Origin of the sequence: Streptomyces sp. NPDC001406, assembly GCF_042895285.1 — a bacterium.
Taxonomy (GTDB): Bacteria; Actinomycetota; Actinomycetes; order Streptomycetales; family Streptomycetaceae; genus Streptomyces.
Genome location: NZ_JBIAWG010000006.1, coordinates 337,265 through 354,325, shown reverse-complemented (window position 1 = coordinate 354,325; position 17,061 = coordinate 337,265). Strand labels below are relative to the sequence as shown.

14 protein-coding genes and 2 pseudogenes are annotated in these 17,061 nt (G+C 70.2%); 12 read left to right on the top strand and 4 right to left on the bottom strand.

Annotation, left to right across the window (positions count from 1 at the left end; all coding sequences use genetic code 11):
* Positions 1–30: 30 nt before the first annotated feature.
* Together ACFY1J_RS17045 and ACFY1J_RS17040 are read right to left on the bottom strand one after the other, a co-directional pair.
* Positions 31–570, bottom strand: a complete 540-nt coding sequence (locus tag ACFY1J_RS17045; protein WP_390706229.1) for a toxin-antitoxin system, toxin component — start codon at positions 568–570, stop codon at positions 31–33.
* A 32-nt stretch (positions 571–602) separates the two neighbouring features.
* Positions 603–1,259, bottom strand: a complete 657-nt coding sequence (locus ACFY1J_RS17040) for a helix-turn-helix domain-containing protein (protein ID WP_390731427.1) — start codon at positions 1,257–1,259, stop codon at positions 603–605.
* A gap of 232 nt (positions 1,260–1,491) precedes the next feature.
* Here ACFY1J_RS17040 and ACFY1J_RS17035 point away from each other — a divergent pair, with 232 nt between their 5' ends.
* On the top strand, positions 1,492–2,163 hold the full coding sequence (locus ACFY1J_RS17035) for a hypothetical protein (RefSeq protein WP_390705478.1): 672 nt from the start codon (positions 1,492–1,494) through the stop codon (positions 2,161–2,163).
* A gap of 77 nt (positions 2,164–2,240) precedes the next feature.
* Here the strand turns inward: ACFY1J_RS17035 and ACFY1J_RS17030 are convergent, their stop codons facing one another.
* A complete protein-coding gene (locus tag ACFY1J_RS17030; protein WP_390731426.1) occupies positions 2,241–3,017 on the bottom strand; it encodes a cache domain-containing protein in 777 nt (258 codons plus the stop codon).
* Positions 3,018–3,052: 35 nt separating this feature from the next.
* A complete protein-coding gene (locus ACFY1J_RS17025) occupies positions 3,053–3,826 on the bottom strand; it encodes a FadR/GntR family transcriptional regulator (protein WP_390705480.1) in 774 nt (257 codons plus the stop codon).
* A 77-nt stretch (positions 3,827–3,903) separates the two neighbouring features.
* Between ACFY1J_RS17025 and ACFY1J_RS17020 the strand changes: the two genes are divergently transcribed.
* From ACFY1J_RS17020 to ACFY1J_RS16970, 11 genes and pseudogenes are all read left to right on the top strand, one after another.
* Entirely contained in the window at positions 3,904–4,944 is a 1,041-nt protein-coding gene (locus tag ACFY1J_RS17020) for an ABC transporter ATP-binding protein (RefSeq protein WP_390731425.1), read from the top strand.
* Positions 4,945–4,958: 14 nt separating this feature from the next.
* Positions 4,959–6,171, top strand: a pseudogene (locus ACFY1J_RS17015) (ABC transporter substrate-binding protein).
* A gap of 8 nt (positions 6,172–6,179) precedes the next feature.
* Complete coding sequence (locus ACFY1J_RS17010) at positions 6,180–7,079, top strand: ABC transporter permease (RefSeq protein WP_390731424.1); 900 nt, start codon at positions 6,180–6,182, stop codon at positions 7,077–7,079.
* Positions 7,080–7,111: 32 nt separating this feature from the next.
* A complete protein-coding gene (locus ACFY1J_RS17005) occupies positions 7,112–7,927 on the top strand; it encodes an ABC transporter permease (RefSeq protein ID WP_390705484.1) in 816 nt (271 codons plus the stop codon).
* A gap of 456 nt (positions 7,928–8,383) precedes the next feature.
* Positions 8,384–8,838, top strand: a pseudogene (locus tag ACFY1J_RS17000) (hypothetical protein).
* A gap of 29 nt (positions 8,839–8,867) precedes the next feature.
* On the top strand, positions 8,868–9,869 hold the full coding sequence (locus tag ACFY1J_RS16995) for a LacI family DNA-binding transcriptional regulator (RefSeq protein WP_390731423.1): 1,002 nt from the start codon (positions 8,868–8,870) through the stop codon (positions 9,867–9,869).
* A gap of 110 nt (positions 9,870–9,979) precedes the next feature.
* A complete protein-coding gene (locus ACFY1J_RS16990; RefSeq protein WP_390731422.1) occupies positions 9,980–11,329 on the top strand; it encodes an ABC transporter substrate-binding protein in 1,350 nt (449 codons plus the stop codon).
* A gap of 5 nt (positions 11,330–11,334) precedes the next feature.
* Entirely contained in the window at positions 11,335–12,288 is a 954-nt protein-coding gene (locus ACFY1J_RS16985; RefSeq protein ID WP_390705486.1) for a carbohydrate ABC transporter permease, read from the top strand.
* Positions 12,285–13,160 carry a carbohydrate ABC transporter permease gene (locus ACFY1J_RS16980; RefSeq protein WP_390731421.1) on the top strand — a complete coding sequence of 292 codons (876 nt, stop codon included), beginning with the start codon at positions 12,285–12,287 and terminating at the stop codon, positions 13,158–13,160. The genes ACFY1J_RS16985 and ACFY1J_RS16980 overlap by 4 nt, the downstream gene beginning before the upstream one ends.
* Positions 13,161–13,196: 36 nt before the next feature.
* The gene (locus ACFY1J_RS16975; RefSeq protein WP_390731420.1) at positions 13,197–14,819 is read left to right on the top strand and encodes a glycoside hydrolase family 13 protein; all 1,623 of its coding nucleotides are present in this window, start codon (positions 13,197–13,199) and stop codon (positions 14,817–14,819) included.
* 47 nt (positions 14,820–14,866) lie between these two features.
* Complete coding sequence (locus ACFY1J_RS16970; RefSeq protein ID WP_390731419.1) at positions 14,867–17,044, top strand: discoidin domain-containing protein; 2,178 nt, start codon at positions 14,867–14,869, stop codon at positions 17,042–17,044.
* The last annotated feature ends 17 nt before the right edge of the window (positions 17,045–17,061 follow it).

The window sequence follows — 17,061 nt, the reverse complement described above, 5'->3', positions numbered from 1 at the left end:
GGAACCGCACCGGCCGGGCCGGGGCGACGCTCAGCCCTGCGGTCCCAGATAGCCCAGGGAGGCCTCGATGCGGCCCGCCAGGTGGTTTCGCTGCACCGGGCCGCGCAGGGCCGAACCCGCCAGCCAGGTGCGGCACTTGCTGGCCAGCAGCAGGCCGAAGGTCTCGGCGTCGCGTTCCTCGTCCAGATGGAAGCGGGTGCGGGCGGCCACCCGCTGGACGGTCGCCTGGAGCGCCGCCTGGTCCGTGTCGTTGTCCAGCAGCCGGGTCGCGACGGCGACGCCCTCGACGTGGTGGCCGCCGTGGTCGGCCTTCATGTGCCACAGCTCGTGGCCGAGGATCACCAACTGGTGGTCGGGCGCGGTGCGTTCCTCGACGACGATGAGGTCCCGGTCGGTCATGTCGAGCCACAGCCCGCTGGCCGTCCCGGGCGGGAAGGCGGCCGTACGGAAGAGGACGGGACGGCCGCGGCGGCGGCTCATCGCCTCGCACAGCGCGGTGTACAGGTCGTGCGGCCGGGCCGGTGCGGGCAGCGTCAGCTCCCCGACGAGCTCGCCGCACAGCCTGCGCATGTCCCTGCCGATGCCCACAGTTCTCCCCCGGCTCACGACTCGGGCCGTTTGACGCTCTCCAGGAGCATGTCGAGCCACTCCGCGACCTTGTCCCGGTGCTGGTCGGTGGGCAGTTGCGCGGCGCGCCAGGCGATCCCGCGGACGCCGTGGTCCTGCAGCAGCCGCTCCAGCGGGTCCGCCACGGACTCGGCCGCGGCCCGTTCACGGTCGGCGAGTTTCTGCAGCAGCTCCTGCTCGGTGCGCCGCAGGGCGCCCGCGAGGGCCTCGGGGTCCTCCGCCGTGAGAAAGCCCGCGTGCACCCGGAAGAAGCGCTGGATGGCGTCGCAGTGCTCCATGGTGGGGCGCCGGTCGCCGTTGATGAGCGCGCCGGCCTGCTGCCGGGACATGCCCGCGCCGTCGGCTATCTCCTGCTGGGTGTACTTGCGCCCGTTCGGCTTGAGCCGGGTCCGGCGCAGCAGGTCGAGACGCTGCAGGAACCGGGCCTGCACATCGGGCTCGCCCGCGGGCCGCCCGCTCAGCAGGGCCCTGACCACGGGCTCGGGGACGCCGCAGGCGATACACAGGCGCCGGACGTCGAAGACCTCGGCGTGCGGTACGCCGAGCCGGTCGGCGAGCGCGGCGACGCGGGCGACGTCGGCCGGCAGCTGGGCGGTCGCCGTGGCGCCCGGATCCTCGTAGCCATCCGTCACCGACAGAACTCCTACGTCTCTCAGGGGCTTCAAGGGGTTCTCACAAGCGAGTGGCGTGAACTTCCCGGAGAGTAGCGGGTGGTTCGAACTCACATCCAGGTCTCGCCACAACTGTGGCCAATTTCAGCCGTCAACAGGCATGAAATGCCACGATAGTTGACATGACTCTTGTCGGGGCAGCAGGATCACATCGCCGCGTGAAGGCCGCATAGGCAAGAGGGGTGACCTCCCGATGGCATATCAGGCAGGTGGGCAGCGGTCGGCGCCGCGGCCCGTCCCCGAGAGTCTCGAGGCCCAGGCATATCTTCAGGACTACGCCACGCTGCTGGAGGCCGTCGCCTTCCCGTCCGTGGTCTTCGACCACCGCTGGGACGTGGTCCTGGCCAACGGCGCGTTCGAGACACTTTTCCGCGGCATCGGCCCGCACCCCACGGCCATGCCGGGCGACAACCTGCTCCGGTTCGTGCTGTTCCACCCCGACGCGGGAACGGTCCTCGGGGAGCACGAGGCGCGTTGGTGCCTGCCGATGCTGGCGCACTTCAAGGCGGCCATGGAGCGCTACGGCCATGACCATGAGCTGCAGGCCATCCGCCGGGAGATCTCCCAGGACCCCATCATGGAGGCCGCGTACCGGCACGGTCTGCCGCACTGGATCCGGGCCGTGGGGGACGAGGCCGTGGAGCACGACGGCGCCGTCCGCCCCCTGCTCCACCCCGACCCGCGCTGGGGCGCGACCGAGTGCCGCATCGTCGGTGACACCCCGAAGATGCTGGAGGCCATGGGCTACACGCGTCTCACCCTGGTCCTGCGCGACTCCCGCCGCCCCGGCGCGGCCCCGCGCCGCCCCCGCCGCGCGCGTGGCAGCGCCACGCACCTGACCGTCGTACCGACCGCGGACGCCTGACCCGGCACCGTCGGCGTTCAGGTCGCCGACGGCGCCGGGCGGCACACCCGCCCCATTGGCTCCGGGCCGCGCCCCGCTCAGCCCGCCCCCACGACCAGCACCAGCGGCACCCCGCGGCACGGAACCAGTCGTGTCCCGGCGAACGCCGTGGCTCGCGCCCGCTCCAGCACGGTCGCGAAGTCCGGGCCCTTGGTGAGGGAGCCGGCCAGGTGGGCCGGGTCCGCGGAGGCCGCCACGCGGCCGCGGGCGTTCACCAGATGGGCGGGGCCGGACAGCTCGCGCAGGAGGGGGAGCGCGGTCGCCTCGAAGTGCCGCAGATACACGTCGGCCGCGGCCACTCCCACGAACCGGCCCGCCACCTCCACCGGCGCGGACAGGGTGAGGCTGTACTCGTCGGAGCAGAGGTAGTCGACGTACGGTCCGGCCACGGCCCGCCGCCCGGTGTCACGGGGCAGCGCGAACCAGTCCCAGTGCGTGTAGTCCGAGTACGCCGACCGGTTCGGGTCGAGGTCGAGCAGCAGCGGCCGTACGTCCCCCTCGGCGGTCGTCTGCCACCACTCCAGCCAGGCGGGTACGTCGGCCAGCAGACCCGGTGCCGCGACGAAGCCGACTCCGGAGACCAACTCCTGGCGGGCCAGCCGAAGGTGCAGCCCCGGACGGAGCGCGGCCAGATCGGCGGAGGCGGGCCGGCCGCCCCGAGCGTGCACCCGGGCCAGCAGCTCGGCCGTGTCGGCGCGGGTCTCGGCGACCGCGGCGAAGACCGCCTCCAGTGCGTCGCCCACCCGGGCCGCCACGCGCTCCTCCGCCGACGCGTCGAGCGTCGCGGCGGCGCCGGGACCGGGGCTCCTGCTCATGGCGCCCTCCAGCGGACGGGGACCGGTGACGAGTCCTACAGCGTGAGGCGCACCGCGATGAGCCGTGCCGTCGACTCCTGTACGCACCGTTCGGCCAGCGTGCCGGCCGAGGCGTGCGCCCCATCTTGCACGGCCGAGATTACGGAGCGGTGACGGTCTGCGGCTTCTTCACGATATTCGTCGTCCCCGAACACGAGGCACAGCAGCGCGCCCACCTCCGTCTGCAGGGCCACCTGTTCGCGGGTGAGCCGGGCGGACTGCGCGGCCGCGGCCAGCTCCACGTGGAAGCGGCCGTACATCCGGCTGCGGGTCGGCGCGTCCTCTGCCTCGGCCAACTCCACGGCCGTACGCCGCAGTTGGATCAGGTCGTCCGGTTCCGTGCGCTGTGCGGCGAGCCGGGCCGCGGCGCCCGACAGGGCGGCCCAGTGATCGCCGAGGTCGCGCAGCTCCTCGGTGCTCCAGCCGCGCAGCCGGGCCTTGAGCCGCTCCTCGCCGGGCACGGCGGGCAGCGAGACGAAGCTGCCTCCGCCGCGCCCCCGGCGGGTGGTGACCAGGCCCTGCTGGCGCAGCGCCATGAGCGCCTCCCGCAGGGTCACCGTGGACACGCCGAGCTGCCCGGCCAGCTCGCTCTCCCCGGGCAGTTGCTCCCCGTCGGCGAGCAGCCCCAGCTCTATGGCGTCGCCGAGCCTGCGGACGACCGTGTCCACCCGCGCCCGGTTGTCGACCGGCGCGAACACGGCTCTGCGGGCCCCACCGTCCGTCGGTTGCTTCACGGTCACCACCTTGCACGTTGACTCAAGCTTTACCATAAGGGAGTCTTGAGATTTGACATATGACTTCATAGGTTTCCCTTCAACGATCAAGAGCGCCAGAAAGGTTCCCGCCCATGGAGGGAATTGCGATCCGGCTCGAAGGGCTGCGGAAGTCGTTCGGGGAGACGGCCGCCGTCGCCGGCGTCGACCTGGACATCCGGGACGGCAAGTTCTTCTCGATGCTCGGCCCGTCCGGATCCGGCAAGACGACCGTCCTGCGCCTGATCGCCGGCTTCGAGACCCCCACCGACGGCCGGATCGAACTGGCCGGGCAGGACGTCACCGGCCTCGCCCCCTTCGAGCGGGACGTGCACACCGTCTTCCAGGACTACGCGCTGTTCCCGCACATGACGGTCGAACAGAACGTCGCCTACCCCCTCAAGGTCCGCAAGGTGCCCAAGGCGGAGCGCCTGGTCCGCGCCCGCAAGGCGCTGGCCGAGGTGCGCCTGGACGGGTACGGCAAGCGCCGCCCCGCCCAGCTCTCCGGCGGCCAGCGCCAGCGCGTCGCCCTCGCCCGCGCACTGGTCGGCCGCCCCCGGGTCCTGCTGCTCGACGAACCCCTCGGTGCCCTCGACCTCAAACTGCGCGAGCAGATGCAGATGGAGCTCAAGGCGCTCCAGCGCGAGGTCGGCATCACCTTCGTGTTCGTCACCCACGACCAGGAGGAGGCGCTGACGATGAGCGATCGCATAGCCGTCTTCCACCAGGGCGTCGTCGAACAGGTCGGCACCCCCGCCGAGATCTACGAGCGCCCGGCGACCCCGTTCGTCGCGTCCTTCGTCGGCACCTCGAACCTCCTGGTGGGCGAGTCCGCCCAGCGCGTCGTCGGCACCCCCGGCACCTACAGCATCCGGCCCGAGAAGATCCGCGTCCTCAAGGAGTCCGCCACGGCGGACGAGTCCGAGCACGCCTCGGCCACCGGCACCGTCGCCGAGGTCGTCTACCTGGGCGACGCGACCCGCTTCCTCGTCGACCTCGACGCCGGCGGCCGCCTCACCGCCCTCCAGCAGAACCTGGAGACCTCCGCCGAGGACGTCGCCGCCTACCGCGGCGCCCGGGTCCGCCTCCAGTGGCATCCGCGCCACACGGTCCAGGTCCCCGACGCCGCCCGCTGAACCCCTGCTCACCCATGGAGAACGCCGTGCGCCACACCCGAACCCTCCACGTCGCGGCCGCCGCCGCGCTGCTCCTCGTCGCCACCGCCTGCGGATCCTCCGGCTCCGGCGGCGGCTCCTCGGCCACCGGCCTCAATCCCCCCGACCTCAAGGCGCAGTCCGAGCTCGGCAAGACGGAGGGCCAGGTCAACCTGATCGCCTGGGCCGGTTATGTCGAGGACGGCTCCAACGACCCCAAGGTGAACTGGGTCGGCGACTTCGAGCAGCGGACGGGGTGTCAGGTCCACTCCAAGGTCGCGGCCAGCTCCGACGAGATGGTCAAGCTGATGAAGACGGGCGAGTACGACGCCGTGTCGGCCTCCGGCGACGCGTCCCTGCGCCTGATCGCCTCCGGCGACGCCGCCCCCGTCAACACCGGCCTCGTACCGAACTACAAGGACGTCTTCGGCGACCTGAAGCTGCAGGCCTGGAACTCGGTCAAGGGCAAGGCGTACGGCATCCCGCACGGCCGCGGCGCCAATCTGCTGATGTACAACACCCAGAAGGTCACGCCCGCCCCGACGTCCTGGTCCGCGGTCTTCGGCGACGCCGCGAAGTACCAGGGCCATGTCACCGCCTACGACTCCCCGATCTACATCGCCGACGCGGCGCTCTATCTCAAGGCCACCAAGCCGGAGCTGGGCATCAAGGACCCCTACGCGCTCGACCAGAAGCAAGTTCGACGCCGCCGTCGCCCTGCTGAAGAAGCAGAACACGAACATCGGTGAGTACTGGAGCGACTACCTCAAGGAGACCTCCGCCTTCAAGAGCGGCGACTCCGTGGTCGGCACCACCTGGCAGGTCATCGCCAACCTCGCCGCCGACGAGGGCGCCAAGGTCAAGGCCTTCGTGCCCAAGGAGGGTTCCACCGGCTGGTCGGACACGTGGATGCTCTACGCCAAGGCCAAGCACCCCAACTGCGCGTACAAGTGGCTGGACTGGATCGTCTCGCCGAAGGTCAACGCCCAGGTCGCCGAGTACTTCGGCGAGGCGCCGGCCAACGCCAGGGCCTGCGACGAGACCAGCGACAAGAACTTCTGCGCCACCTACCACGCGGCCGACACCGCCTACTGGAAGAACATCGCCTTCTGGAACACGCCCATCGAGCAGTGCCTGGACGGCCGCACCGACGTCAGGTGCGTGCCGTACGCCAAGTGGGTCCAGGCCTGGACCGAGATCAAGGGCTGAACCCCACCATGACCGTCGTCGCGCAGACCGCCGGGCGGCCCTCCGGGGGCACCGTCCGGCGAGCCGCCGGGCTGTTGCACCGCCGCCCGCGGCTCAGACTCGCCCTGCTGCTGGCCGCCCCGCTGCTGTGGCTGGTCATGCTCTACCTCGGCTCGCTGACCGTGCTGTTCGTCTCCGCGTTCTGGACGACGAACTCCTTCACCTCCGAGGTGGTGAAGGTCTGGTCGACCGACAACTTCCACGAGCTGTTCACCACCCCCGTCTATCGGCAGGTGATCCTGCGCAGCATCGGCGTGGCCCTCGCGGTCACCGTCCTGTGCGTGGTGATCGCCTCTCCGGTCGCCTTCTACACCGCCCGGGTGGCCCGCCCGAAGTGGCGCCCGCTGCTCGTGGTCGCCATCCTCACCCCGCTGTGGGCGAGTTACCTGGTCAAGGTGTACGCCTGGCGGCTGATCCTGTCCCAGGGCGGGCTCGCCGACTGGATGCTGGAGCCGTTCGGGCTGAGCGGGCCGGGGTTCGGACTCCCGGCCGCGGTACTGACACTGACGTACCTCTGGCTGCCGTACATGATCCTGCCGATCCACACGGCCCTGGAACAGCTGCCCGCCAATCTGCTCGACGCCTCCGCCGACCTGGGCGCCCGGCCCGGCCGCACCTTCCGCTCGGTCGTGCTGCCGATGGTGCTGCCGTCCGTCGCCGCCGGCTCGGTCTTCACCTTCTCGCTCAGCCTCGGCGACTACATCACCGTGCAGATCGTCGGCGGCAAGACCCAGCTGATCGGCAATCTCGTCTACTCCAACATCGAACTCAACCTGCCCATGGCCGCCGCGCTCGGCACGGTCCCGGTCGTCGTGATCGTGGTCTATCTGCTGGCGATGCGCCGCACGGGCGCGCTCAGCAGCCTCTAACGCTCAGCAGCCTCCAAAGGGGTGTTCTCGTCATGCAGCTCTCGCGTTCCGCGCGCATCGCGCTGCGCGTCGCCGCCGGGTTCGGCTTCGCGGTGATCTACGTGCCGCTGCTGCTGGTCCTCGTCAACTCGCTGAACCCGGACCGGAGCGCGAGCTGGCCGCCGCCGGGGCTGACCCCGCACTGGTGGTCGGTGGCCTGGAACAACTCCGGTGCGCGCAGCGCGCTGTGGGTCTCCGTCAAGGCGGGGCTCGGCGCCACGGCCATCGCGCTCGTCCTCGGCACCCTGATCGCCTTCGCCGTGGCCCGGCACCGCTTCTTCGGCCGTGACGCCCTATCCTTCGTGGTCGTCCTGCCGATCGCGCTGCCCGGCATCGTCACCGGCATCGCGCTCAACTCGGCGTTCGGCACGGTCCTGGAGCCGCTCGGGGTGGGCCTGGGCCTGTTCACGGTGGTCGTCGGACACGCCACCTTCTGCATCGTCATCGTCTTCAACAACGTGGTCGCCCGGCTGCGCCGCACCTCCGGCTCGTACGAGGAGGCGGCGATGGACCTGGGGGCCCACACGTTCCGGGCCTTCGCCGATGTCACCTTCCCGCTGGTGCGCTCGGCGCTGTTCGCGGGCGGACTGCTCGCCTTCGCGCTCTCCTTCGACGAGATCGTGGTGACCACGTTCACGGCAGGGCCTGGCATCCAGACCCTGCCCATCTGGATCTTCGACAACATGACCCGGCCCCAGCAAGCGCCGGTGGTGAACGTGGTGGCGGCGGTGCTCGTCCTGCTGTCGGTGATCCCGATCTACGTCGCACAGCGGCTGTCGTCGGACACGGCGACGGAGAGCAGGATCTAGGGAATGTCGTTTGGATCATGCCGGCGTCGCGGTGGTGCTCCGGGTGTCACCCGCGAGCCGTCCAGCGGGGTGCCGTCCCGGCCGGTGTCGCGGGGACCGGCGCCGTCCGGGACCGGCTCGTCCGCCGTGACCCCCAGTTGATGCGCCACCGCGACGGTGGCCGGCCGTCTCCGGTGCCGTACTCGTCCTGGCCGCCTCGGGCATCGCGGCCCGCGGTCTGGACCTCGGGGTCGGATTCACCGGCGGACGGCTCATCGAGTACTCCACCGCCACCCCGGTCGACCCGGACCGGGCCCGCGCCGCCCTCGCGGACGCCGGATTCCCACGCGTCGTCGTGCAGTCCTCGGGACAGGAGCAACTCGCGCTGCGTACCGCCGGTTGACCGATGCCGAGGAAGCCCCGGTCACCGAGACCGTGCGCGGCCTCGGGGGAGCGACCCAGAAGGTACGGGACCACATGGTCGGTCCCAGCCTCGGCAGGGAACTGCGTCAGGGGGCGCTGATCGCCCTCGCCGTGGCCCTCGGGGCTCAACTCCTCTATCTCGCCGCACGGTTCCGGTGGGTCTTCAGTACGGCCGCGGTCACCGCCCTCCCCCACGACGTGCTGATCCTCGTGGGTGTCTCATCGGCTACTCGGTCAACGACTCCGTCGTCGTCTTCGACCGCATCAGGGAACGCCGGCGCTCGGGAACCGGGGCCGGCCTCGCGCACCTGACGAACCAGGCGATCCTGCAGACGCTGCCGCCTACGGTCAACACCGGCATGGCCGTGCTCGGCGGCGAGGCGCTCGGCGACTTCGCCCTCGCCCTGCTCGTCGGGCTGGTGGTCGGCACCCACTCCTCGATCTTCACCGCCGCCCCGATGGCCCTCGAACTGGAGGCGCACATCTCCTCGGTCACTTCACGCAAGTGACTTGCGTTTCTTGCGCTATTCTTGCGCTCATGACACGACGACTTGCGGAAGTGGCGAAGAAGGTCGGGGTCAGCGAGGCCACGGTCAGCCGGGTGCTCAACAACAAGCCTGGTGTCTCCGAAGCCACGCGGCAGGCGGTGCTGTCCGCCCTCGACGTCCTCGGCTACGAACGGCCCACCCAGCTGCGCGGCGAGCGTGCGCGGCTGGTGGGGCTGGTCCTCCCGGAGTTGCAGAACCCCATCTTCCCGGCGTTCGCCGAGGTCATCGGTGGCGCGCTGGCCCAGCTCGGACTCACCCCGGTGCTGTGCACCCAGACCAAGGGCGGGGTCTCCGAGGCGGACTATGTGACGCTGCTGCTGCAGCAGCAGGTCTCCGGGGTCGTCTTCGCCGGCGGGCTGTACGCCCAGGCCGACGCCCCGCACGACCACTACCGGCTGCTCGCCGACCGCAACATCCCGGTGGTGCTGGTCAACGCGGCCATCGAGCACCTCGGCTTCCCGGGCGTCTCCTGCGACGACGCGGTCGCCGTGGAGCAGGCCTGGCGGCACCTCGCCTCCCTGGGGCACGAGCGGATCGGCCTGGTGCTCGGTCCCGGGGACCATGTGCCGTCGGCGCGGAAGCTGGCGGCGGCGCGGGCGATCGCCGGGGGAGAGCTGCCCGACGAGTTCGTGGCCCGCGCCATGTTCTCCATCGAGGGCGGCCACGCGGCGGCGGCCAAGCTCATCGACCGCGGGGTCACCGGGTTCATCTGCGCCAGCGACCCGCTCGCCCTGGGAGCCGTACGGGCCGCCCGGCGCAAGGGACTTGGCGTGCCCTCGCAGATCTCGGTGGTCGGATACGACGACTCCGCGCTGATGAACTGCACCGAGCCGCCCCTCACCACGGTCCGCCAGCCCATCGAGTCCATGGGCAAGGCCGCCGTGGAACTGCTGAACGCGCAGATCGGCGGCAGTGCCGTAGCGGCCGACGAACTGCTCTTCGAACCGGAGCTGGTGGTCCGCGGATCGACCGCGCAAGCTCCTCGTCCCTGAGATCCGCTCGACTGTCGAATAATTACAGATTCTGCGCGTCATCTTGCAAAGAGATGTCGCCGGTGCTTGAGTGTGCGACGCCCACCGCTCCTGCCCAGAGGGGTCCACCGATGAGAAGCACCGGGTTCCGCCGTACCTTCCTCGCGCTAGGCGTCTGTTCCTCCCTCGCGCTCTGCGCCTCCGCCTGCGGATCGGGCGACGACACGGCGAGCGGCAAGACCCGCATCACCGTCAACTGCGAGCCGCCCAAGAGCGCCAAGGTCGACCGCGCGTTCTTCGAGGAGGACACCGCCTCCTTCGAGAAGCAGAACCCGGACATCGATGTCGTCGCACACGACGCGTTCCCCTGTCAGGACCCGAAGACATTCGACGCCAAGCTCGCCGGCGGGCAGATGGAGGACGTCTTCTACACGTACTTCACCGACGCCCGGCATGTCGTCGACATCGGCCAGGCCGCCGATCTCACCCCGTACCTCAAGGAGTTGAAGAGCTACCCCACCATCCAGCGGCAGCTGCGCGACATCTACACCGTCGACGGCAAGGTCTACGGCATACCGCGCACCGGATACTCCATGGGGCTGATCTACAACCGCACGCTCTTCGAGAAGGCCGGCCTCGACCCCGACAAGCCCCCGGCGACCTGGGACGAGGTGCGCGCCGACGCCAAGAGGATCGCCGCGCTCGGCGGCGGCACCGTCGGCTACGCCGACTACAGCGCCCAGAACCAGGGCGGCTGGCACTTCACGGCCGAGCTGTACTCACAGGGCGGAGACGTCGTGTCGGCCGACGGCAAGAAGGCCACCGTCGACACCCCCGAGGGCCACGCGGTCCTGCAGAACCTGCACGACATGCGGTGGACCGACGACTCGATGGGCAGCAAGCAGCTCCTCGTCATCAACGACGTCCAGCAGCTGATGGGTTCGGGCAAGCTCGGCATGTATCTCTCCGCGCCGGACAACATCCCGATCCTGGTGAAGGAGAAGGGCGGCAACTACAAGGACCTCGCCCTGGCCCCCATGCCCGGCGGCAAGGGCACGCTCATCGGCGGCGACGGCTACATGTTCAACAAGAAGGACACGCCCGCGCAGATCAGGGCCGGCCTGAAGTGGCTCGACCACATGTTCCTCACCCCGGGCGACGGCTTCCTCGGCGACTACGCCCGCGCCAAGCAGCACGACGCGCCGGTGGGCCTGCCCGAGCCGCGGCTGTTCACCGGCCCGGCCGACGTCAAGGACCAGCAGGTCAAGAAGGCCAACGCCAATGTCCCGGTGGAGAACTACCAGGCCTTCCTCGACGGCAACCAGCAGCTGCAGATGAAGATCGAGCCGCCGGACGCCCAGCAGATCTACTCCGTCCTCGACGGAGCCGTCTCCGCCGTCCTCACCAAGAAGGACGCCGACATCGACCAGCTGTTGGTGGACGCCTCCGGCAAGATCGACGGCATCCTGGCCAGGAGCTGACACCGATGACGAAGACGGTTGCGCCGCGACCCGTCGGGCAGATCGCCGTACGCCCCGTACAGGCGCCGCCTCCGGCAGGGGACCGGAGGCGGCGCCGCCTGGCCGACCAGGCCCGCGCCTACGCCTTCCTCCTCGGCGGTCTGCTCTGCTTCGCCCTGTTCTCCTGGTACCCGGCGATCCGCGCGGTCGTCATCGCCTTCCAGAAGTACACGCCCGGCTCCCCGCCCCAGTGGGTCGGCACCGCCAACTTCACCCGCGTCCTGCACGACCCGGAGTTCGCGGCGGCCTGGCGCAACACCCTCACCTTCACCCTGCTCGCCCTGCTCATCGGCTTCGCGATCCCCTTCGTACTCGCCCTGGTCCTCAACGAGTTGCGGCACGCCAAGGCGTTCTTCCGGGTCGTGGTCTATCTGCCGGTGATGATCCCGCCGGTGGTCAGCGCCCTGCTGTGGAAGTGGTTCTACGACCCCGGAGCCGGCCTCGCCAACGAGGCGCTGCGCTCTTTGCATCTGCCCACCTCCAACTGGTCCAACGGCGCCGACACCGCCCTCGTCTCCCTCGTCATCGTCGCGACCTGGGCCAACATGGGCGGCACGGTCCTGATCTATCTGGCCGCGCTCCAGTCCATCCCCGGCGAGCTGTACGAGGCGGCCGAACTGGACGGCGCCGGACTGCTGCAACGCATCCGGCATGTGACGATCCCGCAGACCCGCTTCGCTGTCCTGATGCTGATGCTCCTTCAGATCATCGCCACCATGCAGGTCTTCACCGAACCCTTCGTGATCACGGGCGGCGGACCGGAGAACGCCACCGTCACGGTCCTCTATCTGATCTACAAGTACGCCTTTCTCTACAACGACTTCGGCGGCGCCTGCGCGCTGAGTGTGATGCTCCTGGTGCTGCTCGGCCTCTTCTCCGCCGTATATCTGCGACTGACTCGCTCCGAGGGGGACGCATGAGCACCCGGACCCTCGTCTCCCCGGCGACGCTGGCCCGCCCGCGCGGCAAGGCCGTCTACTGGACCGTGTTCACCGGCGTCGTCGTCCTCTTCGCGCTCGCCTTCCTCTTCCCGGTCTACTGGATGGTGACCGGCGCGGCGAAGTCGCCGGACGAGGTGGCGCGGACCCCGCCCACCTTCGTGCCGGAGCACTGGCACCTCACTGGCTACACCGACGCCTGGGACCTCATGCAACTGCCCCGGCATCTGTGGAACACGGTGGTCCAGGCGTCCGGAGCCTGGCTGTTCCAGCTGGTGTTCTGCACGGCCGCCGCCTACGCCCTCTCCCGGCTGCGGCCCGCCTTCGGCAAGGTGATCCTCGGCGGCATCCTGGCCACCCTCATGGTCCCGGCCCAGGCACTCGTCGTACCCAAGTACCTCACCGTCGCCGACCTGCCACTGGTCCACACCAGCCTGCTCAACGACCCCCTCGGGATCTGGCTGCCGGCCGTCGCCAACGCCTTCAACCTGTATCTCCTGAAGCGGTTCTTCGACCAGCTGCCGCGCGATGTGCTGGAGGCCGCCGAGATCGACGGCGCCGGAAAGCTGCGCATCCTGTGGTCGATCGTGCTGCCCATGTCCCGGCCGGTCCTGGGCGTGGTGTCGATCTTCGCGCTGGTCGCCGTGTGGCAGGACTTCCTGTGGCCGCTGATGGTCTTCTCCGACACCGACAAGCAGCCGATCAGCGTGGCCCTCGTCCAGCTGTCGCAGAACATCCAGCTGACCGTGCTCATCGCCGCGATGGTGATCGCCAGCATCCCGATGGTCGCCCTGTTCCTCGTCTTCCAGCGGCACATCATCGCCGGGATCAGCGCGGGCAGCACGAAGGGCTGACGCCGCCCTCCTTACCGACACAGAAAGGCAGGCACCGTGGGACAGCCCCCCCATGCCCGAAACGCCGACTGGTGGCGCTCCGCCGTCATCTACCAGGTGTACGTACGCAGCTTCGCGGACGGCGACGGCGACGGCGTCGGCGACCTCGCGGGCGTCCGGGCGAGGCTCCCGTACCTCGCCGAACTCGGCGTGGACGCCCTGTGGTTCAACCCCTGGTACCTCTCACCCATGAAGGACGGCGGCTACGACGTCGCCGACTACCGCGCCGTCGACCCGGCCTTCGGGACGCTCGCCGAGGCCGAGAAACTCATCGCCGAGGCGCGGGAGCTGGGCATCCGCACCATCGTCGATGTGGTGCCCAACCATGTCTCCGACCAGCACGTCTGGTTCCGTGCGGCGTTCGCGGCGGGCCCCGGCAGCCCCGAGCGCGAGCTGTTCCACTTCCGGCCGGGGCGCGGTGCGCAGGGCCAACTCCCGCCGAACGACTGGCCGTCCCAGTTCGTCGGCTCCACCGGGCCCGTGTGGACCCGGCTGCCCGACGGCGACTGGTACCTCCATCTGTTCACACCCGAGCAGCCCGACCTCAACTGGGCGCACCCGGCCGTCCGCCGCGAGCACGAGGACATCCTGCGCTTCTGGTTCGAACGGGGCGTGGCCGGTGTCCGCATCGACTCCGCGGCCCTGCTCGCCAAGGACCCGGACCTCCCCGACCTGGCCGGCGGCCGCGATCCGCACCCCTTCGTGGACCGCGACGAGCTGCACGACATCTACCGCTCCTGGCGCGCGGTGGCCGACGAGTACGACGGTGTCTTCGTCGGCGAGGTCTGGCTCCCCGACCCCGAACGCTTCGCCCGCTACCTCCGCCCCGACGAGCTGCACACGGCCTTCAACTTCTCCTTCCTGGCCTGCCCCTGGGACGCCACGAGGCTTCGCACGTCGATCGACACCACCCTCGCCGAACACGCGCCGGTGGGCGCACCGGCCACCTGGGTGCTGTGCAACCACGACGTGACCCGCACCGTCACCCGGTACGGCCGTGAGGAGACCGGCTTCGACTTCGCCACCAAGGCCTTCGGTACGCCGACGGACCTCGCCCTCGGCACCCGCCGGGCCCGCGCGGCCGCGCTGCTGTCGCTGGCCCTGCCCGGGGCGGTCTATGTGTACCAGGGGGAGGAGCTGGGGCTGCCGGAGGCCGACATCCCCTCGGACCGGACACAGGATCCGATGTACTTCCGCTCGGGCGGCACCGCCCCGGGCCGCGACGGTTGCCGGGTGCCGCTGCCCTGGGCGGCGGGGGAGCCGTACGCGGGTTTCGGCTCCCGCGAGGAACCATGGCTGCCGCAGCCGGCCGCCTGGCCTTCGTACGCGGTCGACCGGCAGCAGAACGACCCGGACTCCATGCTCGGCCTCTACCGCGAGGCGATCCGGCTGCGCCCGTCGTTCGGCGACGGCCCCCTCACCTGGCTGCCCGCCCCCGAGGGCGTCCTCTCCTTCACGCGCGCGGAGGGAGCGGATGGCGCGGATGGTGCGCTCTGCGTGGTGAACCTCGCGGCCGCCCCCGCCGAACTGCCCGCGCACACCCGACTCCTGCTCGCCAGCGGCCCGCTGGACCACCGGGGCCGCCTCCCGCAGGACACGGCGGCCTGGCTCCGGGTCTGAGCCGCCGCCTTGCTATCCCCGCACCCCCACCTCGAAGGGATCAGCACATGCAGCAGAGCACCCTCAGATATGTCAGGCGCATGCCAGCCGTCGGCGCGGCCGTCGCCCTCGCCGCCGGCATGCTCGTCGCCCTCGCCCCGGCCGCCCACGCCGCAGCGGGCGCCTCCCTCCCGTTCACCTCCGTCGAGGCCGAGTCGGCGACCACCAACGGCACGAAGATCGGACCCGACTACACCCAGGGCACCCTCGCCTCCGAGGCCTCCGGACGCAAGGCCGTCCGGCTCGGCTCGGGACAGCGGGTCGAGTTCACCGTGCCTCGCGCGGCCAATGCCGTGAACGTCGCCTACAGCGTCCCGGACGGCCAGTCCGGCACGCTCGACGTGTACGTCAACGGCACCAGGCTCGCGAAGTCCCTGCCCGTCACCTCCAAGTACTCGTACATCGACACGGGCTGGATCCCCGGCGCCAGGACGCACCACTTCTTCGACGACGCCCGGCTGCTGCTCGGCCGGGACGTCCAGGCGGGCGACACGATCGCGTTCCAGTCGACCGGCACCCAGGTCACCGTCGACGTCGCCGACTTCGAGCAGGTCGCCGCGGCCGCGTCGCAGCCAGCCGGCTCGGTGTCCGTCACCTCCAAGGGCGCCGACCCCAGCGGTCAGGGCGACTCCACCCAGGCGTTCCGGGACGCCATCGCGGCCGCACAGGGAGGAGTGGTCTGGATCCCGCCCGGCGACTACCGGCTCACGTCCTCGCTCAGCGGCGTGCAGAACGTGACCCTCCAGGGCGCCGGCAGTTGGTACTCCGTCGTGCACACCTCCCGCTTCATCGACCAGTCGTCCTCCGCCGGGAACGTCCACATCAAGGACTTCGCGGTCATGGGCGAGGTCACCGAGCGGGTGGACTCGAACCCGGACAACTTCGTCAACGGCTCGCTCGGGCCCGGGAGTTCGGTGTCGGGCATGTGGCTCCAGCACCTCAAGGTCGGCCTCTGGCTGATGGGCAACAACGACAACCTGGTCGTCGAGAACAACCGCATCCTCGACACCACCGCCGACGGCCTCAACCTCAACGGCACCGCGAGGGGCGTCCGCGTCCGCAACAACTTCCTGCGCAGCCAGGGCGACGACTCGCTCGCGATGTGGTCCCTGTACGCGCCGGACACGAACAGCAGCTTCGAGAACAACACCATCTCGCAGCCCAACCTCGCCAACGGCATCGCGATCTACGGCGGCACCGACATCGCGGTCAGGAACAACCTGATCTCCGACACCAACGCCCTCGGCAGCGGCATCGCGATCTCCAACCAGAAGTTCCTCGACCCCTTCCACCCCCTCGCGGGCACCATCACGGTCGACGGCAACACCCTCGTCCGCACCGGGGCCATGAATCCCAACTGGAACCATCCGATGGGGGCGTTGCGCGTCGACTCGTACGACAGTGCCATCAACGCCACCGTCAGCATCACCAACACGACGATCACGGACAGCCCCTACAGCGCCTTCGAGTTCGTCTCCGGCGGTGGGCAGGGTCACCCGGTCAGGAACGTCACCGTGGACGGCGCGACGGTGCAAAACACCGGCACGGTCGTGGTCCAGGCCGAGGCCCAGGGCGCAGCAACCTTCCGCAACGTCACCGCCACCGGCGTCGGCGCGGCCGGTGTCTACAACTGCCCCTACCCCGCGAGTTCGGGGTCCTTCGCACTCACCGACGCCGGCGGCAACTCCGGCTGGAGCAGCACCTGGTCGGACTGCTCGACCTGGCCCCAGCCCGGCCAGGGCAACCCGGACCCCGACCCGAACCGCAACCTGGCCAAGGGCCGCCCGGCCACCGCGACCGGCTCGCAGGACGTCTACACGCCCGGCAAGGCGGTCGACGGCGACCCGAACAGCTACTGGGAATCCACCAACAACGCCTTCCCCCAGTCCTGGACGGTGGACCTCGGCTCGACCGAGGCCGTGCGCCGACTGGTGCTGAAGCTGCCGCCGTCGTCCGCCTGGGGCGCACGGACCCAGACCATCACGGTGCTGGGCAGCACCGACGGTGCCACCTACTCCACGGTGGTCGGCCCGCAGGGCTACCGCTTCGACCCGGCAACCGGAAACACTGCGACCGTCTCCCTGCCGGGTGGCACCAGCCTGCGCCATCTGCGCCTGACGGTCAGCGCCAACACCGGCTGGCCCGCCGGACAGTTCAGTGAGGTGGAGGCGTATCTGACGTCGTAGCCCGAGGGGTTCCGCGC